We start from the raw sequence: 25424 nt of genomic DNA, 5'->3' as shown, positions 1-25424 counted from the left end.
TCACTTGACAATACGCATGCGTATGGTGAAAATAATTGCTTCCTCTTTTATCTAGACAACTTATGTTATTCAAAGACTCCAAAGTGGCCGTGATTGATGGGCTGAGAACGCCTTTCATGAAAGCACCCACCGGCAAAGCGCAGGACCTGAAAGCCTACGATTTGGCCCGCGAAGCCATCAACAACCTCAAACACCGCCACCCTTATTTGCAAGATGACTGCGATTTGGTGACCCTGGGCAGCGTGATTCAAAATGCCTCGACCTCCAACATCGCCAGAGAAGCGATGATCGGTGCCGGCTTGAACCTCAACACCCCAGCCAACTCCGTGACCATGGCGTGTATTTCCGCCAACCTGGCGATCACCAACACCGCCAATGCGATTCAATTGGGCGCGGTCAAAGTGGCCATCGCGGGTGGCGTGGAGTCTTCATCCGATGCGCCGGTGCGCATCACCCACAAACTCAAGAAAACCTTGCTGCAAGCCCAAAAAGCCAAAGGCATGAAGGGCATGTGGCAGGTGTTCAAGGATTTCAAATTCAATTCATTGGCCCCAGAAGCCCCTGCCATTGCTGAGTTTTCCACCGGCTTGACCATGGGTGCCGATGCCGACCAATTGGCGGCCAAATTTGGGGTGACCCGCGAACAACAAGATGAATTCGCACTGCGTTCTCACAACAACGCGGCGGCGGCCTGGGAAGCCGGCGCCTTCGCCGATGAAGTGTGCCCATTGTCCATCCCACCGAAGTTTGACGTGGTGACCCAAGACGACACCTTTTACGCCAATTCATCGATGGAAAAACTGAGCCAATTGAAGCCGGCCTTTGTGCGACCGCACGGCACCATCACCGCCGGCAACGCCTCGCCAATCACCGATGGGGCGGCGGTCAGCTTGTTGATGGATCTGAATGAAGCCAAAAAGCGCAAGCTCAAACCCCAAGTGGTGATCGAAGGCTATGTGTATTCAGGCCAGAACCCACACGGCGAATTGTTGTTGGGCCCAGCTTACACCATGCCCAAAATGCTCAACGAAGCCGGTTTGTCGATCGATGACATCGATGTCTATGAGATCCATGAAGCCTTTGCTGGACAGGTGCTGGCCAACCTGGCGGCCTTGCAAGATGCGGACTTTTGTCAAAACAGTTTGGGCCTGAAAGGCGCCTTCGGCGAAATCCCCATGGACAAGGTCAACACCCAGGGCGGTTCTTTGTCTTTGGGTCATCCATTTGGCGCCACCGGTTCCCGTTTGCTGACTTCAGCCACCCGCCGCTTGATTGAAAGCAAAGGCACCTATGCCCTGATCAGCGCCTGTGCCGCAGGCGGATTGGGTTCTTCCATCTTACTGAAACGAATAGGATAATCACCATGGCCAACTACCAACTCACCAAAGACCATGACATCGCCACCATTTGGATGGATCAACCCGGCTCAGAGGTCAACACCCTGTCGGTCAAGATGCTTGACGAATTCAGCAACCTGCTGGATCAAATCGAACAAAACAACGACATCAAAGCCGCGGTGTTGATTTCCAAGAAAGACCATTGTTTCATTGCCGGCGCCGACATCAAAGACCTGATGGCCATCGAAGACTCCAAAGCAGTGGAAAATCTGTCACGCGAAGGCAACAAAATCCTCATGCGTTTGCAAAACCTCAAGAAACCAGTGATCGCAGCGATCAATGGAGCCTGTTTGGGCGGTGGCCTGGAAGTGGCCATGGCCTGTCATTACCGCCTGGCCACCACCGACAAGAAAACCGTGTTTGGCTTGCCCGAAATCAAGCTGGGCTTGTTGCCCGGCGGCGGTGGCACCCAACGCCTGATCAAATTAACCAACCTGCGCTTTGGTTTGGATGCCTTGCTCACCGGCAAGAACATCTACCCACACAGCGCCAAGAAAGCCGGTTTGGTCGATTCCTTGGTGCACAAAGAAGGCTTGTACCAAGCGGCCTTGAAAATTGCCGCCAACCCGATCAAACGCAAGCCCAAGAAATCCAGCCTGGTGGACAAAGCCTTGAACACCTCAATGGGCCGCAACTACGTGTTGAAAAAAGCCCGCGAAACCGTGCAACGCAAAACCCGCGGCAACTACCCAGCTCCACTGCGCATCTTGGATTGTGTGGAGACTGGCCTGGAACATGGCATGACCGCCGGTTTGGAAGCCGAAGCCATGGGTTTTGGGGCCTTGCACGCCACCCCCGCTTCGAAAAACCTGATCGGCTTGTTTTTGGCCATGCAGGAAAACAAAAAGCTGAAGAACAACAACAAAACCGAGAATGTCGAGGCCTTGTCGATGATCGGCGCGGGCTTCATGGGCGCAGGCATCACCGAAGTGTCTATCAAAAACGGCTATGACGTGGTGCTCAAAGACATCTCCAATGAGGGTTTGGCCAGTGCCATGCAAACCATTTGGTCTGATTTCACCCAAATGGTCAAGAAAAAAGCCATGGGCGCGGTGGAACGGGATCGCTTGATGTCGAAAGTCAAAACCACCACCCAAGATGACGACCTCAACGGTTCTGACTTGGTGATTGAGGCGGTGTTTGAAGACATTGACTTGAAACAAAGAATTTTGGCTGATGTGGAATCCCGCTGTAAGAAATCCACGGTATTTGCCACCAACACCTCGTCTCTGCCGCTGGCCAATATTGCCGCCAAAGCCGCCCACCCACAAAACGTGGTGGGCATGCATTATTTCTCGCCGGTACCGAAAATGCCGCTGTTGGAATTGATCGTGACCGACAAAACCTCCAAAAAAGCCCGGCAAATGGCCACCAATGTGGGCATCAAGCAAGGCAAAACCGTGGTGGTGGTGAAAGATGGCCCAGGATTTTACACCACACGGGTGCTGTCGGCCCTGACCCATGAGGCGATCAAAGTGCTGCACGATGGGGCCAAAATCGAAGCAGTGGATGCCGCCATGAAAGACTGGGGCTTCCCGGTGGGACCTTTGGCCTTGATGGACGAAGTGGGCATTGACGTCGGTGCACACATTGCCCGAGGCGCTTTGGGCGAGATGTTCGTCAATCGCGGCATCGAGCAAGACGACACCGTACAAAAATTAGCCGAAGCCAAACTGTTTGGCCGCAAAGCCGGCAAAGGTTTCTACACCTACCCGAAGAAAGGCCGCAAGTCGGTCAACACCGACATCTACCGGTACTTTGGTGGTGAAGAACGCAAAGACATGAGCAATACCGACATCCAAAACCGCATCGGCTTGATTTTCGTCAACGAATGTGTGCATTGCTTGGAAGAAGGCATCTTATTCAGCGCCAAAGACGGCGATTTGGCCGCCATCCTGGGCTTGGGCTTCCCACCCTTTACCGGTGGCCCATTTAGCCACATTGACGCCACTGGGGCCGATCAGGTGCTGGCCACGCTACAGGCATTGGAACAACAACACGGCAGCCGCTTTGCCCCAGCACCCTTGCTGGTCAAACACGCGGAGAACAACCAACCGTTTGTCAAATAAGCCGTGATCGGCAGCGAATGACTCGAAAGATCAGGCCCGTTTGGACTGTTCTTTCGAGGTCTCAGGATCGGGGTTGCTGTGACTGATGTCGGTGAAATCGGCCACCACCGCGGCGTTCTTGCCGCTTTGCTTGGCTTTGTACAAGGCTTTGTCGGCCCGAATCAGGGTTTCCTTGCTGATTGATTCACCAGCGATCCATTGCGAAACGCCGATGCTCACGGTCAACCGCAACTCCACCAAGTCTTTGATATTGAAAGTGGTGTCGGCCAAGGTTTTAACCAACTTGTTGGCCACTTGGTGGGCTTCGAAAATCCCGGTGACGGGTAACAGCACCACGAATTCTTCGCCACCCCAACGGTACACACTGTCTGAGCGGCGTACATGCCTTTGCACGGTTTGGCTGACTTGGATCAACACCTCATCACCCACTGCGTGACCGTACTGGTCATTGATCAATTTGAAATCATCGATGTCGATGATCAACACCGACAAATCGCTGTTGGAGTTCATGCAAAACTCCCGTTCCTTGATGGCATTGCTGGCAAAAGCCCGGCGGTTAAACAATTGGGTCAATTCATCGGTAATCAACTCATGCTGCAGGGTGGCTTTGGAGCGCCGGTGGTGTCTGGACCATTTGTTGATGCCATAGGTGCCAAACAAATAACTGGCCACCATCAACAAACCGGCCGCGTACCAACTCAGCTGGGCCGGGGTGGCGAACACAAATGACATGACCAACACCGTCAAGGCCAAATGGCCCGCCAGAAAGCCCAAGGCCATGGCCCGGCCCTTCAATTTGGTGGCGTGGATGTCGTTGACCACAAACACGTAAAAGGAAAACAAAGACAGCAAGGCATAGATTGTGACCAACACCCAGTCTATGCTGGGTTTCAAGCCATAAAACTCAAAACAAAACAAGCCAATGGAGTAATTCAACACCACAAACACCGTGGCGTAAGTCACTCCCCGCAACCATGGATTGGTTTGATTGGATGTTTTGGACTCGTTCAAATCAGCACACAACGACTTCGATATTGCGCTGCATTGTAGCAATACCGCGCCCCGCATACTGTGAAACACTTCTCATCTGGCGTGAAACCATGTTCCAGCCGCACATTGACGGGCCAGGCGCCAAGGGGTTGTTAAGTCTCTACCCTGTTTTGCACAAAAAAAGGCCGGTACAAGACCGGCCTTTCGAATTTCGCAAGAATGACTCTGTATCAACGTTTCGAGAACTGTACAGAGCGACGGGCTTTGCGCAGACCGACTTTCTTTCTTTCCACTTTACGGGCATCACGGGTCAGGAAAGAATGCTCTTTCAACTGGGCTCGCAAAGTTTCATCGGACTCCAACAAAGCACGTGACAAACCCAAACGGATGGCACCGGCTTGGCCAGTGGTACCGCCGCCGATCACCGTGGCTTTGATGTCGAATTGATCCAACATGCCCAATTTTTCCAAAGGCTGTTTGACCACCATACGGGCCGTTTCACGGCTGAAGTATTCGCTGATGTCTTTGTCGTTGACAATGATTTGACCGGAACCAGGGGTCAAGAATACGCGTGCTGAAGATGATTTTCTTCGGCCTGTTCCATAATATTGTTGAGTTGCCATAATATTCTCTTACCTCGTTTCTTAAATCTCTAGGGCTTTGGGCTCTTGGGCTTCATGGGGATGCGATGGACCGGCATACACTTTCAGTTTGCGGTACATCTGACGACCCAATGAATTCTTCGGCAACATGCCTTTGACTGCTTTTTCAATGACACGCTCAGGGTGTTTTTGCAACAAGTCTTTCAGGTTGATTGACTTCAAGTTACCCACGTATCCAGTGTGGTGGTGGTACATTTTGTCATTCAATTTGTTGCCAGTCACCACCAATTTCTCGGCATTGACCACCACGATGTAATCACCTGTGTCCACATGAGGTGTGAATTCTGGCTTGTGCTTACCACGGAGCCTCAGGGCAATTTCAGAGGCCATGCGACCCAAAGTTTTACCTTCGGCATCAATCAAAAACCACTCGCGATTGATTTCTTCTGCTTTTGCACTAAATGTTTTCATATTATCCTGCGATTCTGTTTAATTATGGGCTTGATTCAGCACATTGAAATGCACGCTTTGACCAGGCCTTTTACAAAGAGCGGGAATAGTACTGAAAACCGTGCTTAGTTGCAAGTATTTTGTTGATTAATTTATGCTGTTGGAGGGAACCGGCACGGCATTGATTTCGGCAAACAACACCATCACCCCGGTGCGCACATATTCAATGATTTCCATGAAGTCCAATTCCTCACCGCTGACCTCTTCCACATCTTGGTCAATGCGGGCGATTTGGGTCATGTCTTGCAGGAACTCCTGACCGGCATTCGACAAGCTGGCCTCAATCATTCCGGCCGTACCCAACCCAGCCAAAAAAGTCGACACCCACTCTGCCAGCACCGCCACCCGATCAGCCAATGCGGTGTTGTCTTGAGGCAACAACAATTGGTACGAAAAATTGTCTTTTTGCAATTGTTCCTTGGCATACTCAAAAACCGCTGACATGATCTGGTTGAATTGGTCGTCTTCGGGATGCTCCACACAATACTCCTGCAGCATTTGTTCTCGCCAGGATTCATACGGGGTGTCCTGATTGACACACAAGGCAGCCGAGGCCTGGGCATGCAGTTCTGAGGGCGAAGCCAACACACCAATCGACTGTAAATGGTCTGCAAAGGGCTGATAGGGGATCATTTTTCCGCTTTTGTCTCTGAATTGTGAGGTATTTTATGATATTTTTCAGAAACTTGTGATATTTTTCTCAGATGTTTGTTGACCTTTACCCGTGAACAAACTATATTTATTCGGTGCCCACAGCTTCAGCCGCAGTGGCCACTGGCAATACTTTGACAACCCCAACCTGGTCTGAACGATGGAAGACATGAGAGATTTAGAACGCAAAGCCGATCAACTGATTGATTTGCTGGCCAAGATCAAAGCTGAAAACAAAGCCTTGCGCAGCAAACTCGATGAGTTGACCAACGAAAAATCCTTGTTGATGCAAAAGAACGACCAAGCCAAAACCCGCCTGGAGTCGATGATCTCCCGCCTCAAGACCTTGGAGCAAACGGCATGAGCCAAAGTAAAATTTCGGTGCGCATCCTCAACCGCGACTATCAGTTTGCTTGTCAGGAAGAAGAACGCGCTTCGCTGTTGTCGGCTGCCGACCATTTGAACAAGACCATGCATGAGATCAAAGACAACAACAGCACCATGTCCAGTGACAAGATTGCCTTGATGGCGGCCATGAACATCGCCCATGAATACATCAAAGCCCAATCCTTGAATCAGCACTTCGACACCGAAGTGTTGTCCTCAGTCAAAAAACTCAACGAGAAACTTGAACAAGCCCTGACCAGCGAATAAAATTGTCTCAATGGTGTTGACTGCCGTGTTCGAGGTATATAAGCATATGCCTTGGCCCTAATTAACTTTTACAGGATCTTTTGTCAGCCAGTCAGTGTGCATGCTCACCTTGCAGTGAGAAGCCTTAGATGGCCACGGAATTTCCGCCTTGTACCTTTGGTACCAAGGACGCCAGTATGCCACGGCACATGTGGTCAACATCTCCACTTTTGGACGCCTGCCCTGGGCCCAATTCATTGATCACGCGCCCTTCATCATGCCAAAGCTATTATGAACAAACAGGACATACGCGCCCCTTTGCGACAGCAGCGGGCCCGGCTCTCGACCGCTCAAATCCAAAGCAATTCGGCGCAGGTGGTGCAGCACATCATCGAATCAAGCTTGTGGCAACAAGCCCTTAAGGTGGCGATTTATTGGCCCTGCCAGGGCGAAATTGATTTGACGGCCCTGTTGACCGGCAGCGACAAAGCGATTTACCTGCCTGCCATCCAGGGCCAAAACATGCAATTCCAGCGCCACCATGAGAATTTGATTCTGCACCCACACCGTTATGGCATGCGCCAACCGGCATTCATTGAGGGCCTGACACCAGCCCCGCTGGACCTGTGTTTGATGCCCTTGTTGGGTTTCGATGAGCAAGGCAACCGCCTGGGCTTGGGTGGTGGTTTTTATGACCGTTACTTCGCCGACCAGCCACCCACCACCTTGGCCGGCGTGGCCCATGCTTTTCAGCAAGTGGCACAATTGCCCACCGATGCCTGGGATGTTAAACTGCAGCACATCTTCACCGAACAAGGACACCATGAATTCTGAGCAACTGAAACAACAAGTGGCCCAAGCCGCCCTTGAATACATCAACGATTATGACATGGTCATTGGCATCGGCACCGGCTCCACCGTCAACCACTTGATCGACCTGTTGCCCCAAGTGAAAAACCGCATCGAAGCGGTGGTGTCCAGCTCCGAAGCCTCCACCGAGAAGCTGACTGCCCTTGGCTTCAACGTCAAAGAATTGAACCAAACCGGCGATTTGTCCCTGTACATCGATGGCGCCGATGAGTGCGACGCCCACAACCGCTTGATCAAAGGCGGTGGTGGCGCCCTGACCCGCGAGAAAATCATCGCCGCGGCCAGCCAAAAGTTCGTCTGCATCGTCGATGAAAGCAAGTGCGTCGATCTGCTGGGTACCTTCCCGCTGCCGATCGAAGTGCTGCCCATGGCCCGCTCCTTCGTCGCCCGCCAAATGGTCAAAATCGGCGGCCAACCGATCTACCGCGAAGGCTTCGTCACCGACAACGGCAACCAAATCATCGACATCCACAACCTCAAAATCCTCGATCCGGTCGAACTGGAACTGAAAATCAACCAAATCCCCGGCGTGGTCACCAACGGCCTGTTCGCCGGCCGCAAAGCCGACGTGACGCTGATCGCGCAAGCCGACGGCCGTATCCGCAAGCAGTGATCCCAATAACAAGCTGGCTGATCACTGCGTCTGGATCAGCATGACACCGGTCGAAGCCACATCACCACTTCGACCAGCTCAGTGGGCTTGAATTAAACTCAGCTTCTGGACCGCCGCCAGCCCGCCGGCATTCGATCCTCACCACCCAATTCAAGCTGGCTGAGCCCGTCAAAGCCATCTCCACCACTGCGACTAGCCCAAACAACAACGCAGCAAAGCAGCGTTGGCTGCCGCCAACGGTCATCGACTGAAGTCGATGCTCCAAGTAAAGAGTTACAAGAATTCATCCTTTGAAATATATGACTTCCTCAATTAAGCCATGAAGATGGGTGATTCCATATAACTAAACCATCATGAATTTTTGGAGCGTCGACTTCAGTCGACGACACGACGCCAGTCGTCGGTGTGTTGGTATCCAGTCCAGTGTTTCACTGGCCTGAAACAATGCACCCTGATGGCACACTTCTACCAGCTCAGTGGGCTTGAATTAAACTCAGCTTCTAGACCGCCGGCGGCCCGCCGGCATTCAATACCCAAAACCCAATTCAAGCTGGCTGAGCCCGTCGAAGCCCTCTCCACCACTGCGACAAGCCCAAACAACAACGCAGCAAAGCAGCGTTGGCTGCCGCCAAAGGTCTTCGACTGAAGTCGATGCTCCAGATGTGTGGCTCAGGGCTTCGTCAAGTTCAGCATGACATATGCTGAGGCCCTCCTCGCCACTTCGACAGGCACAGTGAACCCCAACAGTGTCTGCGTTGGCTGCCGCCAAAGGTCATCGACTGAAGTCGATGCTCCAGAGCTTATGTTGATTTATGGTTAAGTCAACCAACTGAGGATCGCCACCGCCACGATGACCCCAATGATGACCCACAGATAAGTCTGATAACTGGGGTTGGACTCAGGGTTGGATCGTGTCACGGTGTGGATCTGAAAACTTTGGCTTTCGATGTAAGCCAAGGCCATCCACAGCAAGCCGGTGAGGACCACCACCAACAACACCCCCAACCACTCGGCGACACCAAAAGCCAGGAACATGAGCAAAATGATCAAGCCAGACCCCAGCAAGCCATGGGTTAAAACACCTGACAGGTGTCGGCGCACATAAAACTCGGTGCGGCACTGGTGACAGATGGCTGGGTAATCTTTGGTGGCACCCAACAGGGTTTTGAAGCGGGTGACTGGGTGCTCACATTGAGGGCATTTCATGCAGGCAGCACCTACATCAACATCAACTACCGGCCTGGTGCAGCAGCCACGATTTGAGGGGATTGAGTCGATTGAGGCTGTTCATGCCGAGGGCACGCAGGGCTTTGACCGGTGGTGATTGGTTGTTGAACAGGTGGTGCAAGGCGCTCATCAATTCTGAGGTTTTGAACACCTCGGCCTGGCGGGCGCGCTGGTATTGGCGCAAGGCGCGGGTCAAGGCCTCAGAATCACGCAGGGCCACACCCGTCAGTTTTTCTGCCAACACCACGGCGTCGCCAAAGCCAAGGTTGACCCCCTGCCCGGCCAGCGGGTGGATGGTGTGAGCGGCATCACCGACCAGCACCACCCGGTCCTGGTGGTAACGGTCGGCGTAGGACTGGATCAGAGGAAACGCTTGCCGTTCACTATGCAATTGAATGCGGCCAAAGTCGCGGTTGATGTGCACCTGCAGGGCGTTGATGAAGCGTTCATCTGTGGCCGACAACCACTGTTCAACCTGCGCCTCTGGCAGACTCCACACCATCGAGAACAAGCTGCCATTCATTGGCAACAAGCCCACCGGACCGCCGGGGTTGAAGGCTTGTAACGCGGTGTGCGGTGGTGCTTTTTCCAGTGACAGGTAACACACCAGGCCGTGTTGTTGATAGGATTTTTGTTTGAATTCAATGCCTGCCGCCTGTCTGATGCTGGAACGGGCACCATCAGCACCAACCAGCACAGCGGCATTGATTGACTCACCATCGGCCAACTGCACACGCACTTTGCGCTCGGTACCAGTGAATGAATCGATGGCAGCCTGATAGCGCACAGTGATGCGTGGGTGGTTGACCATTTGTTGTTGTGCGGCGGCGATGATGTGGTGGTTTTCGACCATGGCCCCCAATCCGGCCTCGCCCTCGCCTTCGAAGCTCAATTCACCGGTGGATTGGTTGTCCCACACCCGCATGTGGTGATAACGACCCAGACGCTCGGGGTCCATGTGAGACAACACACCCAGCCGATCAAACAGTTGCAGATTTTGTTGCGCAATGGCCGACACCCGCAACTGGCGTGGCCCACTGGGGTCAAACTGGGTCGCGGCTTGGGATTCAATCACCAGCACCTGTCGCCCTTCACCATCGATCGGGCCAGCCAATAACAAAGCAGTGATGGCGCCCACCATGCCGCCGCCATTGATGATCACATCACAATCACTCATGCGCGCAAGCCTCCAGCAGTTTCAAAAAGTTTTCTTTTCAAGGGTAAGCTGGCATTGATGGCCACCAAACCCATGGAGCGTATGGTATTGACCAAGGGCTCATCAATTTGAAACCAGGTCATCAGATCGTCGGTGTAATTCAGGGTGCGTTGTTGGTCACGTTCAGAGGCCTGCTGGTAGGCCTGCAGCGCCGCTTCGGCCCCCAAATCATTACCTTGCTGGTGGTGTTCAGCCAACACCGCTGCCAACCGTTTGATGCCGCGCACCGCCAGGTTCAAGCCTTGGGCTGAGACGGGGCTGACGGCGTGGGCGGCGTTGCCCATCAGCACCACCCGCTGAGCATGTTGCTTGGGCACTTTGATGCGGTACAAAGGATAGCGACTGCGGCGTCCAATGGTTTGGAACTGACCGGCGCGGTAGCCGAAACCCTGTTGGGCTTGGGCCATGAAGGTGGCGTCATCAGCCGCCATCATGGCATCGGCTTGGTCGTTGTTCATGGACCAGACAAAGCCAAAACGGTTGTTGAATGGCAACAAGGCCATGGGCCCTTCCCGGGTCAACCGTTCAAAGGCCCGGTGTTGATGGCCTTGATCGGTTTGCACATTGCAAATGATGGCGGTGCGTTCATAAGATTTGATGTCGGTGGCCAATTGCAGTTGTTGCCTGATGGCTGACTGCACGCCATCGGCGGCCACCAGCAACTGGGCCTGCAGGGTATGGCCTTGACCATTGGCATCAAATTGCAATTCGACGCCGTCATTCTGCACCTGAAAATCCGTCAGTTGGGCCGGTTGTCGGCAATCGATCAGGGGCTGTTGCTGGACCTGTTGCCACAACTCATGGGCCAGTGTTTTGGCCGCCACCACATGGCCCAATTGCGGCACTTGCAGTTCATCATGATTGAAGTGCACCACCCCAAACTGACCTTGGTTGGACACATGGACGTGGTGAATCGGCGTGGCCTGTGAATCGAGCAAAGACCAAATGCCCAATTCTTGCCAGAATTGCCAGGCGGCGGGGTTCACCACCAAGGTGCGGTCATCAAAGTGTTCACTGGGGTCGGCATCGACGGCCGCAGCTTCCAACAACAGCGAAGCGATGCCACGCTGGGCCAAGGACAGGGCCAAGGCCATGCCCACCAAACCGCCACCCACGATGGCCACAGGTGTGGTGGTCATGGATTCGGCGGGGTCAGCCATTGTGCTGTTTGGCCATGTCACTCCTTTGGATGCCGATTTTTTCGAAATAGTCATCACCGACGTCGGTAACGTATTCATTGGAGAAACACGAAGAGTCAAAGCGGTCGATTTTGGGGTTGCCTTCCAGGCAAGCCGCTTCCAGGTCTTCTAAAGTTTGATAGATCAAACCATCGGCACCCAAGATTTCACAAATCTCTGCTTCGGTGCGGTTGTGTGCCACCAACTCTTCGGCCACCGGCATGTCGATGCCGTACACGTTGGGGTACCGCACTGGCGGTGCGGCCGAGGCAAAGAAGACCTTTTTGGCACCGGCTTCGCGGGCCATTTGGATGATTTGTTTGGAGGTGGTGCCACGCACAATGGAATCATCGATCAACAACACATTCTTGTTGCGAAACTCCAATTCCACTGCATTCAGCTTGCGGCGCACCGATTTCACCCGTTGTTCTTGTCCGGGCATGATGAAGGTGCGGCCAATGTAGCGGTTTTTCACAAAACCCTCGCGAAACTTCACCCCCAACTCATGGGCCATGGGAATGGCCGAGGTGCGGGATGACTCGGGGATTGGGATCACCACATCGATGTCTTCGTTGGCCCAACGCTCTTTGATGCGCTCGGCCAGTTTTTCGCCCATGCGCAACCGCGCTTTGTACACCGAGACGTCGTCGATCATCGAATCGGGGCGCGCAAAATACACGAATTCAAACACACAGGGTGACAACTGGGTGTGTTCGGCGCATTGTTTTTTGTACAACTGGCGGTCGTTGGTCATGATGATGGCTTCGCCGGGAGCCACGTCATCCAACAACTCAAAATGGTGCAAGTCCAGCGCGATGCTCTCAGAGGCCACCATGTATTCATCCTTCGCCCCAGGCGTGTTGGGATCGGCTTTGCGCACCCCATAAACCAAGGGGCGGATGCCATTGGGATCACGAAAGGCCACGATGCCATAACCCGGGATGATCAACACATTGGCATAAGCCCCTTGACAGCGCTTGTGCACCCGCGACACTGCATGAAAGATGGCTTCTGGGGTGATCACCAAGCCCGAGGCATTTTGTAACTCGTGGGCAAACACATTCAACAACACCTCCGAATCCGATTGTGTGTTGATGTGGCGGCGGTCCTCGGCGAACAGTTCTTTTTGCAATTGCTCGGCGTTGTGCAAGTTGCCGTTGTGGGCCAAAGCAATGCCAAACGGCGAATTCACATAAAACGGTTGGGCTTCTTCAAAATTACTGGAGCCAGCAGTGGGGTAACGCACATGCCCAATGCCAGACAGGCCTTTGAGTTTTTGCGCGCTTTCAGAGCGAAACACGTCACTGACCAGGCCATTGTTCTTCACCAGCTCCAATTTGCCATCTTCACAGGTGGCGATGCCGGCGGCATCTTGGCCGCGGTGTTGCAAGATGGTTAAACACTCATATATTGTTGACGCCACATCGTGGTTGCCAATCATTCCGACGATTCCGCACATTACAGTCCAGGGTCCCCTTCAGGTTGTTGATCTGCCTCAGAGTTGGCAGGTGGTTCTTGTGATTCCGACGCCCCATCATTGGGGGTGTCGCTCGTTTCATCTTGCCCGGTCTGGCCACTCAGTGCGCCTGACAAGGCCGGGTTCAGTGTTTCTTGTAATTTTTCCGGGTTGATGAAGGAAAAATATTCAGCCAGATCTTCCGGCATTTGTGCTTTCACCCAATCGGCCAGCTTGGCAAAATGTGGGGTCATTTTTGAGTCTTTCCACCAGGGGTCCTGCGACAAGGGGGTGGCTTGGAGGAACAAGACCAACAAAGTCACTGCCAACACCCCACGGGCCAAGCCAAAAAACATACCAAAAAAACGATCTGTGGGGCCCAATCCGGTTTTGGTGATCACTTTGCCAACCAAATAATTGATCAAACCACCGACGATCAAGGCCGCCAAAAACAACGCAATGAAAGACAACAGGTGCCGCGCCGATGGCAAGTCAATGAACGGTTGTAACCACGCCGCCCCTTGGTCAACAAAGGTCCATGCCAGCCAAAAGGCACCGATCCAAATGACCAATGACAGCACCTCTCGAATCAAACCACGAAACAGGCTGACAATGACCGACAGGGTCAGGATGCCAATGATGGTGAGGTCAAACCAGTTCATCAGTTGACGATTTGAGTCAGCTCGTGGTTTTTCACCAACCCGTCCAGTTTCAGTTTTTGTTTGATTTGGCGCTGGGTTTGTTCGGCATCGACACGTTCCATCAAAGGTCCGATGCGCAAGCGATACAATTGTTTGCCACTGGCGTTGGTGATCACATCCACATAGCCATCAAAACCCGCGGCTTTGACTTTGTTGCGCAATTCGATGGCGTTGTTTTTGGCCGAAAAACTGCCCAGCTGCACCACCCAGCCCATTTGACCTTGTGCGGCCATCTGTGCCACTTCATTGGCGTTCAGGGTGATCACTTTGGGCGTGCCGATGTTGAGGTTCATGCGCTCCACCGCTTGCACATAGCTGTTGGCTCTGGCTGCGTCCTGGTACAGGTCTTGGGACCACACCCGATACAGTTTCAGTTCGGGGTTGTATTCCACAATGGCCTGGATGTTGTTTTGTAACAAGCTGCTTTTCACCCGCTCGGCATTGCCTTGTTGGGAGAAGCTGCCCAGCTTCACCCGCAGCACTTGGCTGGCAGCGGCCACCGGCGTGCTGCTTGGGGTCACTGTGGGTCGACTGGTGGTTTGGTTGCTGGGCGGTTGTGCGGGCCGCTGTTCGGGTCTTTGCTCGGGCCGCTGCGTCGGCTGTTGTACCGGTGGCTCAGGTTGGGTCGCTGGTTCGGTATTGCCGGCTTGCGCCAACGGTTGGGTGGCCACCGGTTGCGGTTGTTCAGCCGGTGGCTGGTTGTTGTAGGTGGCATCGCCGCTGTCGGTGTTGGCCGGTGGCACCGTGATGGGGTTGGCTTGGTCTTTGTCGACCAACAGTGGTTGTTCATTGTCCACCATCAATTCGGTGTCACCCGGTGGCAAATTCTTGGTTTCAACCACCGGTTTGTCCAGCTCAAACTTTTTCACTTCCAGGTTGTTTTTACCGGGCTCAGGGATGTTGATGCTGATGTTCTGGTTGTTTTTTTGTTCCATTTCACCGTCAAACAGCATCGGCACAAAAATGATGGCCAAAGCAATGATGACCGAAGCCCCGATTAACCGTTGTTTTAATTCTTGATCCATGGACTCACCATTGTGTTATGTCAGATGTTGTTGCAGGAAACTCACCAATGCAGGGTAAGACAGCTGCTGCTGGGCCATGTTCCTGTCATGCAACGCTTTGACGGAGAACATCTGCTGTTCATGTTCTTCCAGGCCAATTATTATAGCGAATTCAGCCCCTGACTTATCGGCTTTTTTGAATTGAGATTTGAAGGAAGCCTGACCCATGGAGACTGTCATGCGCAAACCGGGTATGGCTTGACGCAGTTGTTCAGTCAAGGCCAACACCGCCGGTACTGGCACCGCTTTGTCGCGCACCAGATACACATCGGCGGTCGCTTCGGCTTGCCACAATTGGTGTTCCAGAATCAGCTCAACCAAACGGTCCAGACCCATGGCAAATCCCGTGGCTGGCGTCGGCTTGCCGCCTTGCATTTCCACCAATCGATCATAGCGACCACCGGCACAAATGGTGCCCTGCGCCCCCAAATCATCGGTGATCCACTCAAACACATTGTGCGAATAATAATCCAAGCCCCGCACCAATTTGCGGTTGATCTGATAATCCAAGCCACAGGCATCCAGGATGTCACACAAACCTTGAAAATGGGTTTCGGCTTCGGCATTGAGGTGATCACTGATCACCGGCGCCGATTCAATCACCGGTCGCATCGCTGGGTTTTTAGAATCCAGGATTCGCAGCGGGTTGCTGTGCAAACGTTTTTTGGCTTCTTCATCGAGCACATCCAGGTGCTGTTCAAAATGAGCAATCAACACCTGCCGGTAGTTTTCTCGACAAGCAGGCGTGCCCAGGGTATTCAGTTCCAAACGCACGTTCTTTAAGCCCAATTGTTGCCACATTTGGCAGGTCATCAACAACAGTTCGGCATCCACATCCGGGCCCTCAAAGCCAAACACTTCGGCGCCCACTTGGGAAAATTGCCGATTGCGTCCGCGCTGGGGTTTTTCATGGCGAAACATGGGACCGTTGTAATAGAGTTTTTGTGGGTCATTGAAGATCAGGCCATTTTGCAGCACCATGCGCACGGTGGATGCCGTGCCTTCTGGTCGCATGCTGATGGACTCGCCTTTGCGGCTGTCAAAAGTGAACATCTCTTTTTCCACCACATCGGTGACTTCACCAATGGCCGAATGAAACAAGGCGGTTTTTTCTAAGATGGGAAAGCGGATTTCCTGATAGCCGTATTGCTGCAGGATTTGGGTGACGGTGGTTTCTAGCTTTTGCCAGACCCAGGCTTGGTCTGGTGTGACATCATACATCCCGCGCAGGCGTTCAACTGTTTTGCTCAAAATTCAGCTCAAAAGAAAAGGGCCTATTTTATACGAGCCGGGCCCGGAGATACAGCCCGCTGATGCGCTCCGCAGCAATGGGTTCTCAGCTGGGATTCAAAGGCCATTCAAAATCAGCCACATCGCGCTTGATGACTTCGCCCAACTCCACCGGACGATCATTGATCAACAGCTGCAATTTGGTGGCATTGCCAATGCGAAAATGCATGGGCTCATTGGATTGGTATTCACGCAAACCAGGTCCAATCAAGTCTGATACGATGGATTCACCGTCCAAGGTTTTGATGGAAACCCAAGCCTGTTCTTGCAATTCCATGCGAATGGCATAAACCGGCTCTGAGATCAGTTCATCAGACAGCGATTCCTGCGCCATCACCATCGGTGATTGGGGCACGTCATTGGGCTCGGTGTCATCGCCCATTTCTTCATCGGCATTGACCGTGGTGGCATCGGCGTCCGGGGTTTCATCGGCGTCTTCTGCATCGGTGGCGGCTTCCGTGCTGGCTGAATTTTGTTGCGGCCCGGCGACTTGTGGCAACAGCGATGAATAGGTGATGGTTTTGTCTTTTTTGCCTGAGTCATTGGCCGCCAGATCGGCCGCTGGATCAGTCAGGCTTCGCTCTGGCATGGACCACTTGTCCCAGATGAAATAGAAACTCAAGGCCAACATGCCCAATAAGGCGGTGCCCACGGCATAGCGACCCAAATGATTGGATTGACGCCGCACCCTGGCCAAGGGGCTGGCACCCATGGCTTCGGCCGTTTGCAGTTCTTGGTGTTTCAAAAACTGAGCCGGAACCAAGGACAACACCTCACTCGGATCCAGACCCAGCACTTTGCTGTAGTTGGTGATGTGACCCCGCAAAAAAGTCGGCGCCCCCAACTTTTCAAACAACCCCTCTTCAATGTAGCGCACGAAATCTTTGCTGACTTTCATGCCTTCGGCGACCTGCGCCACAGACAGTTGTTTGTTTTCACGTATTTTTATTAAGGATGACAATTCGTTAACTTCGGGATTTTCGGTTGAATTATTCATTTTGATTTATGATTTTTTTAATTTTCTTAATTGCGCCAAGTAACTCTGTGCGGCGCGCTCATTCCCCATCTTTTTTTCCACCTGGTAAGCCACTTTCAAGACCCTCTCATCCAGTACAGTTAACCCTTCAAGCCTTTGGATGAAAGCGCGTGCTTTCATACCCTCACCTTTTCCTGCACTGACGATCACCATGTTATATAACGATATGGTGGAATTTGGATTCAAGGCCAACGCTTGTCTGAAATGGTCTTCAGCCTGCACGTAATCATCCGCTTTCATCAAACACACACCGATGTTTTCATGCACGGTTTCTGGTGTTTTGTAAAACGGATTGGCCAATGTTTGTTGGTAGTATTTGATGGCTTCCAGCGGCTTGCCCTGTTGACACAAAAACGTTCCGTAGTTATTCAGAATCGTTGGGTCATTGGGGGCATAGCGTACCGAGAGCTCGTAATGTCTTTCGGCATCAATTTGGGCATTCATGGAGGCATAAACCGTGGCGATGGCCGAATGGGCAATGGCCAATTTGGGATTGTGCTCCAAGGCCCGTTTGAGTTTTTCCAGCGCGGTGTCGTAATCATTGCGCTCGAAATAAGCCACACCCATTTTCACATTGAGCATGGCGGGGCTGTTTTCTGGCTCACTTTGCGAGTCAGAGTCTTTAAATTGTTTGGTGCGGTTGCCGGTGGAGCCACAAGCCACCAACAGCAGACACCAGCACATCATCAACCACGTTCTGCATGGCTTCATGCCACCACCTCCAATTGCATTTTTTTGATTTGGGCCGAACGTCGCGTGCGGTCCATGAACTCGCCAGCCAATTGCCCACAGGCAGCCGCGATGTCATCACCGCGGGTTTTGCGCACGGTGGTGATGAATCCATTTTTCATGCAAACCCCCTTGAAGGCTTCAATGGCTTCAGGCTGGCTTTGTTTGAAGGCCGTGCCTGGAAATGGATTGAATGGAATCAGGTTGATCTTGCTGGGGATGTTGGCCAACAATTTACACAAGGCCCGGGCATGCTCAGGCCGGTCATTCATCCCATCAATCAAAGTGTATTCAATGGTGATGCGGGCTTTGCGTTTGTTTTGGATAAAATTCTTACAAGATGCCAACAAAGTTTTGATGTTGTATTTCTTGTTCAAAGGCACCAATTGATTGCGCAACTCATCATGCGGCGCGTGCAATGAAATGGCCAAAGAGACATCGGCATCGGCATTCAAGCGATCGATGTATGGCACCAAACCAGCGGTGCTGACGGTGACCCGACGGTTGGCCAAACCAAATCCAAAATCATCCCGCATGATGTTCAAGGCGGGCAGCACCTGGCTGTAATTGGCCAACGGCTCGCCCATGCCCATCATCACCACATTGGTGATTTTTCGATCCAGGCCGTGGTGTCCCAATTGCTTGGCTGCCACCCAAACCTGGGCAATGATTTCAGCGGTGGTCAGGTGTCGGTTGAAGCCTTGGGCGCCGGTGGCACAGAAAGTACAGTTCAGGGTACATCCCACTTGTGATGATACACACAAGGTGCCGCGGTTTTTTTCTGGAATGAACACCGTCTCCACAGCATTCACCTCATCGACTTTCAGCAACCATTTGATGGTGCCGTCTTTGGAGACTTGTTCACTGAGTAAAGTCGGTACCGCCACTTGGTAATCATCCTTGAGTCGAGCCCGGAGCACTTTGCTGAAATTGCTCCAGGCATCGAAATCCAGATTTTGCTCCCCATAAATCCACTTCATCGCTTGCTGTGCCCGGAACTTTTGCTCGCCCATGTCGAGGAACAAAGTTTCCAAACCAGCGCGGTCGTGATTCAGCAGGTTGATGGGTGCGTTTTTCAAAATAATCAGTTCAGTTCAATGGCTGAAAAAAAGTAAGCGATTTCCACCGCCGCAGTTTCGGCGGCATCCGAACCATGAACGGCATTGGCGTCAATGCTTTCGGCAAAATCAGCGCGGATGGTTCCGGCCGCTGCTTCTTGCGGATTGGTCGCGCCCATGATGTCACGGTTTCGTTTGATGGCGTCATCACCTTCCAGAACTTGAATCATCACCGGACCCGATGTCATGAATTCAATCAAGTCACCAAAAAACGGTCTTTCTCTGTGCACAGCATAAAAGCCTTCCGCTTCGGCTTGGCTCAAATGTTTCATCTTCGCGGCCACAATTTTCAGGCCAGCATCTTCGAATCTTTGGTAAATCTGACCAATGACGTTTTTCGCCACTGCATCAGGCTTGATGATAGATAAAGTTCTTTGTTTAGACATTTTTTACTCCAAATCGGCACACAAATCAAGATTTTCTTTTAAAATCTGTAATTTACGCCTTAATTTAAAAAATTTAGTTAACTCGTTCACAGTTGCTCAAATATTCGTGGCTTGCTCAGCCCTTGGCAACCTGCAAAAAAACCTGCGCATTGTAACAACTTTGGGTGTCAGATTAAACCGTTATGACCCCAGGAATGGCGCTTTTTACCGGCAATTTGCCTGGCTTGCCGTCGAACGCTGTCGTTGGCCCCACCCAAGCCAATAACATCACTTTCAAACGATTAAAACGGTCGTTTGAATTGATAACCCAATACACTTCCATTAAAATGCCCACACCTCATAAAATTCAAGCATGGTATGACGACCCTCTCAACCAAGGAAAGAATCCTCAACAGCACGGAAAAACTGATCGCTGAGCACGGTTTCGCGGAACTTTCCATCCGCAAAATCAGTTTACAAGCACACACCAATTTGGCGGCCATCAACTACCATTTTGGCAACAAACAACAGCTGATCAATCAGGTCTTGGAACGGCGTTTGAACAACTTGTTTGAAGTGCGCATGAAAATGTTGCATGACCTGAATCAAGGTGACCGCAAAATAACATGCAACCTGGAACAGATCTTGCATGCCTTCATCGCCCCGGCCTTGTACATGATCAATGACGAACACCAGGGCGGCAAAGTGTTCATGAAGGTGTTGGCCCGGGCTTATGCCGAACAAAGCGATTCTTTGCACGATTTGTTGGCCAAGCGCTACACCCCCATCATCAAGGAGTTTGCCGAGGCCATTCAGCTGGCTTGTCCAGACCTGCCGCGCGAAACCATTTTTTGGCGCTTCCATTTCATCATCGGGGCCTTGACTTATGCGATGGGTGATTTTGGCGCATCCAGCATGGCCAAACAAATGCCCGAAGCCGAATATTTCAATAAATCTGTGCAGGAATTGATCCAGTTTGCCGTGGCCGCATTGACCACTTGAGTTGGCATGTCGCTGTACCTCCTGACATTATTTTTACTGACCTTAACCCACCTGTATTACCGGCTGCCGTTTTGGTTGTTGTCGGTGTTTTGGTTTTTCACCCCATTTGTATTTTATAAACTGCAGTTCATCACCAACACCCAGGGCATCATCACCCTGTTTTTGTTGTTGAATGTGATGATCATTGGTAACTTGCGTTACATCCGGCGGTTGTTCTTCACCATGCCCTTGTTGCGCATCTTCAACAGCAAGGACCGCATCAACTGGCAACACTTCGAACAAATCGACGATGGCTGGCTGGTCACCCCATTCGAAAAGTCTTTGTACAACGGCCAACCCGATTTTCGCTTTGCCGACATCCCCCTCCAACCGGTTTCTGAACGGGCCCAACAGTTTGCCAGCCAACTGTTGCAGCACAAAAACCGCGACATGATGCAGTTTCGCCAGGCCATCCAGTCCAATCAGTATGCTGGCATGGCGGTGGAACAAAAGTACGGTGGTCAGGCCTTCAACCGCCATGAGTTGGCCCATGTCATCAGCCAAGTCTCACAATTGGATCCCTTGCTGGCGGCTTTGATTGGCATCGTCAACACCGAGTCGGTCGTTAGTTTGATCCAGAGCCATGGCACGCTGGAACAAAAGAAACAGTATTTGCCGCAATTCACCAGCGGCGAGAAGCAACCATTCTTGAACCCCACATACTTGTATGAGTTGTTGGAAAACGGCAAATCTTCGATTGAAGGTCGAATCGACATCGAAACCCACCAAGGCGAATCGGTGCATGGCATCCGCCTCAGCTTCACCGGCATCATCATGCTCGGCACGCCCGATTCTTCGGTGTTTTATTTGGCCGTCAACTTGTCTGATTTTGCCAATGAATTGAGTGATCGCACCAAGTTGGGTACGGCCATGTGCATCATCGACACCGCCGCCAACCCGATCCAAATCCGCCAAGGCAACGAAGCCTACAAAGGCCTGTTTCGGTATTACAGCTGTTCGGCTCAAGACATTTTCATCCCTTTGAACCAAATCGTTGGCGGCTTCAAAAACGTCAACCAGGGGATCAAACAAATGTACCTCAAACAAGCCGCAGCGGCCAGCATCTGGCCAGCCGCCGTGTCGGTGCCGATCCATGACAGCACCACCTACATTTCCTGGTATTTTGCCCACATCAAAAAACAAAACTCCCGCGCTTTGTTGAATTACCGCCTGGTGCAAAAACAGTTGAACCGACAGTTCTCGCATCGCCAGCGGCTGCTCAACATCCAGCAAATGGCACTGATCAACTCGTCGGACATGTTGATGAGTTATTCCAACATCCTGTTCAAGAACTCCATTTTTGACATCAGCTTGCACCAATTGACCTGGCTGCGTACGGTGCTGGGTTCACACGCCCACCACATCAAAAGTGAGAACAATTTGAACCAGTACTTCCGGGTCAAACACTTGAGCATGGAACTGGATGGCAACAGCCATGAAATCAATCAACTGCCGCTGATGAAAAAAGTGGCCTTGTCTGCCCACCCCTGGTATTCCAAAGAAGTCGAGGTGCTGAACAAAGCCCATGTCGACAGCAAACAACTGGACTACCTGTTATTCAAACATTTGGCCTTCATCCTGCACAACCTGGCCAAGATCTGGGTGCATGCGGTGCGGACTTCGTGGTTGGGTCGGTTCATTTGGCGCCAATCCAAACACGCCAATTTGATCCGCCGCATGAGTTCCAGTTATGCCTTCATTGCCGATTTGGCGCTGATCAAATGGTCGTTGAAAAAAGAAAACAACACCGAATTCACCGGCTTTTTGGCGCAATGCAATCAGCAGCTGATCATCCAAATGGCGGTGCTGCGGCAATACCAAAAAAACCAGAATGATGACAACACCAAATTCATCCTCAAACAGTCCCTGCGGGACAGTTTCTTCATCAGCCAACAAACCATCAACAAGAGCATCAACAGTGCCTTCAGCCGTTTCACCGCCTTGTTATTGAAAATCATGATCTTTCCCTTGGGCAAACCCTTTCACCAAGCCAGTTTTGCGGCACCGACCAAATTGGATTTGATCGAAAGCACCACCATCATGAACCTGGCTGAACACAACAGCGTGTTGGCTCAAATCGCCGAAGCGTCGGCCCGTTTGAGTTTGGTGCAGAACACCGAAAACGCCGTCACCAATGCCACTGGACTGGCACTGACCACCAAGAATTATCAGGTCCTGATTGACCGCACCTTGGCCGCTGGCATCATCAGCGTCGAACAAGCCGAACAGATCAGAACCGCTTACGATTCCATCCATGAACTTGAATTAATCAACCATTTCGGAAACCACAATGAAAACTAAACCAATCAAAAAAGTGGCCATTCTGGGCGCTGGGGTGATGGGGGCACAAATCGCCGCCCATTTCGCCAATGCCGGAATACCCGCCATCCTGTTTGACCTGGCAGCCAAAGAAGGCCCCAAAAATGGCATTGTCGATAAGGCTTTGGCCACCCTGAAAAAACTGAAACCAGCCCCCTTGGGCGACAGCCAGGTGTTGTCCCTGATCGAGCCAGCCAACTATGAAGATGACCTGGACAAATTGCAACAGGCCGATCTGATCATTGAAGCGGTGGCCGAGCGCATGGACATCAAGAAGTCCGTGTATGACATGGTTGAAGACCACATCCGTGAAGACGCCATTTTCACCACCAACACCTCTGGCCTGAGCATCAATGAACTGGCCACCGTGTTGCCGGCTTCTTTGCAGTCCAAGTTCTGCGGGGTGCACTTTTTCAACCCACCGCGGTACATGCACCTGGTGGAAATCATCCCCACCGGCAACACCGATCCACAAGTGGTCAGTGATTTGGAAGCCGTGTTGACCACCGTGGTTGGCAAAGGTGTGATCATTGCCAAAGACACGCCCAACTTCATCGCCAACCGCATCGGGGTGTTTTCGATTGTTTCCACCATGCACCATGGGGCGCAATTTGGGCTGCCCTTTGAAACCATTGATGCACTGACTGGGGTGTTGATAGGTCGGCCCAAATCAGCCACCTTCCGCACCGCCGATGTGGTCGGACTGGACACCCTGGCCCACACCATCAACACCATGAAAAACGGTTTGCCGGACGATCCATGGCACGCCCATTTCGAGCAACCAGCCTGGATGCAGTCCTTGATCGAGAAAGGGGCTTTGGGTCAGAAAACTGGCGCCGGTGTCTACATGAAAAAAGGCCGTGACATCCTGGTGTTGGACACCGAACAAGGTGAATACCGCGCGCAAAATGTGGCAATTGATCCGCGCGTGTTAGAGATCATGAAACAAGGCAAGCCACAAGACCGTTTGCGCGACTTGCAGGCCTTGACCGAATCTCCACAAGCCCAATTCTTGTGGTCCATTTTCCGCGACTTGTTCCATTACTGTGCCACCCAATTGGAGCACATTGCCGACACCGCCCGGGACATTGATTTGGCCATTCGCTGGGGCTTTGGCTATGCTCAGGGACCTTTCGAAACTTGGCAAGCCTCTGGTTGGAATCACATCGTGTCCTTGATCGTGGATGACATTGATGCCGGTAAAACCATGGCCTCATCGCCGTTGCCCGCTTGGGTCATGAAGGTCGATGGAGCCCACGGCCCAGAGGGTTCTTACTCGGCCGCCGAAGCCAGTTTCAAACCCCGCTCCACTGCGCCGGTTTACCAACGACAGTTGTTCCCCGATCGCTTGATCTCGGAACAAGCCAATTATGGCGAGACCCTGTTCGAGGACGATGACATCCGCATTTGGCACCAAGGGGATGAAATCGCTATCGCCAGTTTCAAAACCAAAAAACACATCATCGCCGAAGGCGTGCTCAAAGGCCTGCGCCAAGCGGTGGCCATCGCTGAAAAAGATTTCAAAGGTTTGATCGTGTGGCAAACCGAAGAGCCGTTCACCCTGGGCGCCAACCTGGCCCCAGCGGCCATGGCCATTGCCGATGGCCAGGTGGCAGCGGTCGAACAAAATGTCGACTTCTTCCAACAAACCTCACAAACCCTGCGCTTCAGCCGGGTACCGACCGTGTTGGCCACCCGTGGCATGGCCCTGGGTGGGGGTTGTGAATTCTCCATGAGCTGCACCTCGGTGGTGGCGGCGTTTGAAACCTACATTGGCTTGGTTGAAGCCGGGGTCGGCTTGTTACCAGCCGGCGGTGGCTTGAAAGAGATTGCCCGCCGTTGTGCCCAAGAATCCTTTGGTCCAGACTTGTATCCCATGTTGGAGCATTACTTCAAGAAAGTGGCCATGGCTGCGGTGGCTGGCAGCGCTTTGGAAGCGAAAGAAATCGGTTTCCTCAGGGCCGACACCGAAGTGGTGTTCAACCCGCATGAAATCTTGTATGTGGCCAAAGCCAAAGTCAATTACTTGCATGACCGGGGCTACGTGCCACCGGCCAATGAACAACACATCCGCGTCGCTGGTGAACCCGGCATCGCCAACATGGAGATGATCCTGGCCAACATGCTGGAAGGCAACATGGTCTCCGAACACGATTGTGAAATCGCCCGCCGCATCGCCATCGTCATGTGTGGTGGTTATGTGGACGCCGGATCGTTGGTCAATGAACAGTACTTGCTGGATCTGGAGCGCAAATACTTCATGGAGCTGATCCAAATGCCCAAAACTTTGGCCCGCATCGAACACACCCTGAAAACCGGTAAGCCTCTGCGCAACTGATAGGAGAATTG

The 25424-nt window shown here is 52.4% G+C and carries 24 protein-coding genes and 1 other RNA gene; 10 read left to right on the top strand and 15 right to left on the bottom strand.

Features of this window, described 5'->3' with window-relative positions; all coding sequences use genetic code 11:
- Positions 1-62 precede the first annotated feature (62 nt).
- On the top strand, positions 63-1358 hold the full coding sequence (locus K7G70_RS07110; protein ID WP_223787918.1) for an acetyl-CoA C-acyltransferase: 1296 nt from the start codon (positions 63-65) through the stop codon (positions 1356-1358).
- 5 nt (positions 1359-1363) lie between these two features.
- Entirely contained in the window at positions 1364-3466 is a 2103-nt protein-coding gene (locus K7G70_RS07105; protein WP_223787917.1) for a 3-hydroxyacyl-CoA dehydrogenase NAD-binding domain-containing protein, read from the top strand.
- A gap of 30 nt (positions 3467-3496) precedes the next feature.
- Here K7G70_RS07105 and K7G70_RS07100 read toward each other — a convergent pair whose 3' ends face one another.
- The 4 genes from K7G70_RS07100 to K7G70_RS07085 form a co-directional block, all read right to left on the bottom strand.
- Positions 3497-4477 (bottom strand): GGDEF domain-containing protein, encoded by a 981-nt coding sequence (locus tag K7G70_RS07100; protein ID WP_223787916.1) that lies wholly within the window; start codon positions 4475-4477, stop codon positions 3497-3499.
- Between the two features lie 209 nt (positions 4478-4686).
- Positions 4687-5079, bottom strand: coding sequence for a 30S ribosomal protein S9 (gene rpsI, locus K7G70_RS07095; protein WP_223787915.1), 393 nt, complete (start codon positions 5077-5079; stop codon positions 4687-4689).
- A 21-nt stretch (positions 5080-5100) separates the two neighbouring features.
- Positions 5101-5529, bottom strand: a complete 429-nt coding sequence (gene rplM / locus K7G70_RS07090; RefSeq protein ID WP_223787914.1) for a 50S ribosomal protein L13 — start codon at positions 5527-5529, stop codon at positions 5101-5103.
- Between the two features lie 126 nt (positions 5530-5655).
- Positions 5656-6201, bottom strand: a complete 546-nt coding sequence (locus K7G70_RS07085) for a UPF0149 family protein (protein ID WP_223787913.1) — start codon at positions 6199-6201, stop codon at positions 5656-5658.
- A gap of 187 nt (positions 6202-6388) precedes the next feature.
- On the opposite strand from K7G70_RS07085, the gene K7G70_RS07080 reads away from it, so the two are divergent.
- The 5 genes from K7G70_RS07080 to rpiA all read left to right on the top strand — a co-directional run bounded on the left by K7G70_RS07080 (position 6389) and on the right by rpiA (position 8335).
- Complete coding sequence (locus K7G70_RS07080) at positions 6389-6583, top strand: TIGR02449 family protein (protein WP_255589908.1); 195 nt, start codon at positions 6389-6391, stop codon at positions 6581-6583.
- Positions 6580-6873 carry a cell division protein ZapA gene (locus K7G70_RS07075; RefSeq protein ID WP_223787911.1) on the top strand — a complete coding sequence of 98 codons (294 nt, stop codon included), beginning with the start codon at positions 6580-6582 and terminating at the stop codon, positions 6871-6873. Before K7G70_RS07080 ends, K7G70_RS07075 begins: the two co-directional genes overlap by 4 nt.
- Before the next feature lie 14 nt (positions 6874-6887).
- Positions 6888-7074: non-coding RNA, 6S RNA (ssrS, locus tag K7G70_RS07070), on the top strand.
- Between the two features lie 69 nt (positions 7075-7143).
- The gene (locus K7G70_RS07065) at positions 7144-7686 is read left to right on the top strand and encodes a 5-formyltetrahydrofolate cyclo-ligase (protein ID WP_223787910.1); all 543 of its coding nucleotides are present in this window, start codon (positions 7144-7146) and stop codon (positions 7684-7686) included.
- Positions 7676-8335 (top strand): ribose-5-phosphate isomerase RpiA, encoded by a 660-nt coding sequence (rpiA, locus tag K7G70_RS07060; protein ID WP_223787909.1) that lies wholly within the window; start codon positions 7676-7678, stop codon positions 8333-8335. Before K7G70_RS07065 ends, rpiA begins: the two co-directional genes overlap by 11 nt.
- Before the next feature lie 816 nt (positions 8336-9151).
- On the opposite strand, the gene K7G70_RS07055 is transcribed toward rpiA, so the two are convergent.
- The 11 genes from K7G70_RS07055 to ndk form a co-directional block, all read right to left on the bottom strand.
- Complete coding sequence (locus tag K7G70_RS07055; protein ID WP_223787908.1) at positions 9152-9541, bottom strand: hypothetical protein; 390 nt, start codon at positions 9539-9541, stop codon at positions 9152-9154.
- Positions 9542-9563: 22 nt separating this feature from the next.
- Complete coding sequence (locus K7G70_RS07050; RefSeq protein ID WP_223787907.1) at positions 9564-10739, bottom strand: FAD-dependent monooxygenase; 1176 nt, start codon at positions 10737-10739, stop codon at positions 9564-9566.
- Entirely contained in the window at positions 10736-11938 is a 1203-nt protein-coding gene (locus K7G70_RS07045; RefSeq protein ID WP_223787906.1) for an FAD-dependent monooxygenase, read from the bottom strand. The genes K7G70_RS07050 and K7G70_RS07045 overlap by 4 nt, the downstream gene beginning before the upstream one ends.
- The gene (gene purF, locus K7G70_RS07040; RefSeq protein WP_223787905.1) at positions 11931-13415 is read right to left on the bottom strand and encodes an amidophosphoribosyltransferase; all 1485 of its coding nucleotides are present in this window, start codon (positions 13413-13415) and stop codon (positions 11931-11933) included. The genes K7G70_RS07045 and purF overlap by 8 nt, the downstream gene beginning before the upstream one ends.
- The gene (locus tag K7G70_RS07035; RefSeq protein ID WP_223787904.1) at positions 13415-14074 is read right to left on the bottom strand and encodes a CvpA family protein; all 660 of its coding nucleotides are present in this window, start codon (positions 14072-14074) and stop codon (positions 13415-13417) included. The genes purF and K7G70_RS07035 overlap by 1 nt, the downstream gene beginning before the upstream one ends.
- Positions 14074-15138, bottom strand: a complete 1065-nt coding sequence (locus tag K7G70_RS07030; protein WP_223787903.1) for an SPOR domain-containing protein — start codon at positions 15136-15138, stop codon at positions 14074-14076. The genes K7G70_RS07035 and K7G70_RS07030 overlap by 1 nt, the downstream gene beginning before the upstream one ends.
- A 15-nt stretch (positions 15139-15153) precedes the next feature.
- Positions 15154-16428 carry a histidine--tRNA ligase gene (gene hisS / locus K7G70_RS07025; RefSeq protein ID WP_223787902.1) on the bottom strand — a complete coding sequence of 425 codons (1275 nt, stop codon included), beginning with the start codon at positions 16426-16428 and terminating at the stop codon, positions 15154-15156.
- Positions 16429-16513: 85 nt separating this feature from the next.
- Positions 16514-17464 carry a helix-turn-helix domain-containing protein gene (locus K7G70_RS07020; RefSeq protein WP_223787901.1) on the bottom strand — a complete coding sequence of 317 codons (951 nt, stop codon included), beginning with the start codon at positions 17462-17464 and terminating at the stop codon, positions 16514-16516.
- Positions 17465-17470: 6 nt separating this feature from the next.
- Positions 17471-18214 (bottom strand): type IV pilus biogenesis/stability protein PilW, encoded by a 744-nt coding sequence (pilW, locus tag K7G70_RS07015; protein ID WP_223787900.1) that lies wholly within the window; start codon positions 18212-18214, stop codon positions 17471-17473.
- Positions 18211-19320 (bottom strand): dual-specificity RNA methyltransferase RlmN, encoded by a 1110-nt coding sequence (gene rlmN / locus K7G70_RS07010; protein ID WP_488801376.1) that lies wholly within the window; start codon positions 19318-19320, stop codon positions 18211-18213. The genes pilW and rlmN overlap by 4 nt, the downstream gene beginning before the upstream one ends.
- Positions 19317-19736 carry a nucleoside-diphosphate kinase gene (ndk, locus tag K7G70_RS07005; RefSeq protein ID WP_223787898.1) on the bottom strand — a complete coding sequence of 140 codons (420 nt, stop codon included), beginning with the start codon at positions 19734-19736 and terminating at the stop codon, positions 19317-19319. Before ndk ends, rlmN begins: the two co-directional genes overlap by 4 nt.
- 357 nt (positions 19737-20093) lie before the next feature.
- Between ndk and K7G70_RS07000 the strand changes: the two genes are divergently transcribed.
- From K7G70_RS07000 to K7G70_RS06990, 3 genes are read left to right on the top strand one after another with little or no spacing between them, the layout of a single operon-like run.
- Positions 20094-20717, top strand: a complete 624-nt coding sequence (locus K7G70_RS07000; RefSeq protein WP_223787897.1) for a TetR/AcrR family transcriptional regulator — start codon at positions 20094-20096, stop codon at positions 20715-20717.
- A 6-nt stretch (positions 20718-20723) separates the two neighbouring features.
- On the top strand, positions 20724-23057 hold the full coding sequence (locus tag K7G70_RS06995; protein ID WP_223787896.1) for an acyl-CoA dehydrogenase domain-containing protein: 2334 nt from the start codon (positions 20724-20726) through the stop codon (positions 23055-23057).
- Complete coding sequence (locus K7G70_RS06990) at positions 23047-25413, top strand: 3-hydroxyacyl-CoA dehydrogenase/enoyl-CoA hydratase family protein (RefSeq protein WP_223787895.1); 2367 nt, start codon at positions 23047-23049, stop codon at positions 25411-25413. Before K7G70_RS06995 ends, K7G70_RS06990 begins: the two co-directional genes overlap by 11 nt.
- Positions 25414-25424: the final 11 nt, after the last annotated feature.

The organism is Marinicella meishanensis (genome assembly GCF_019931145.1).
Classification (GTDB): Bacteria; Pseudomonadota; Gammaproteobacteria; order Xanthomonadales; family Marinicellaceae; genus Marinicella; species Marinicella meishanensis.
Note: the sequence above shows the minus strand (reverse complement) of the source record. Positions and strands in the feature narration are given on the sequence as shown.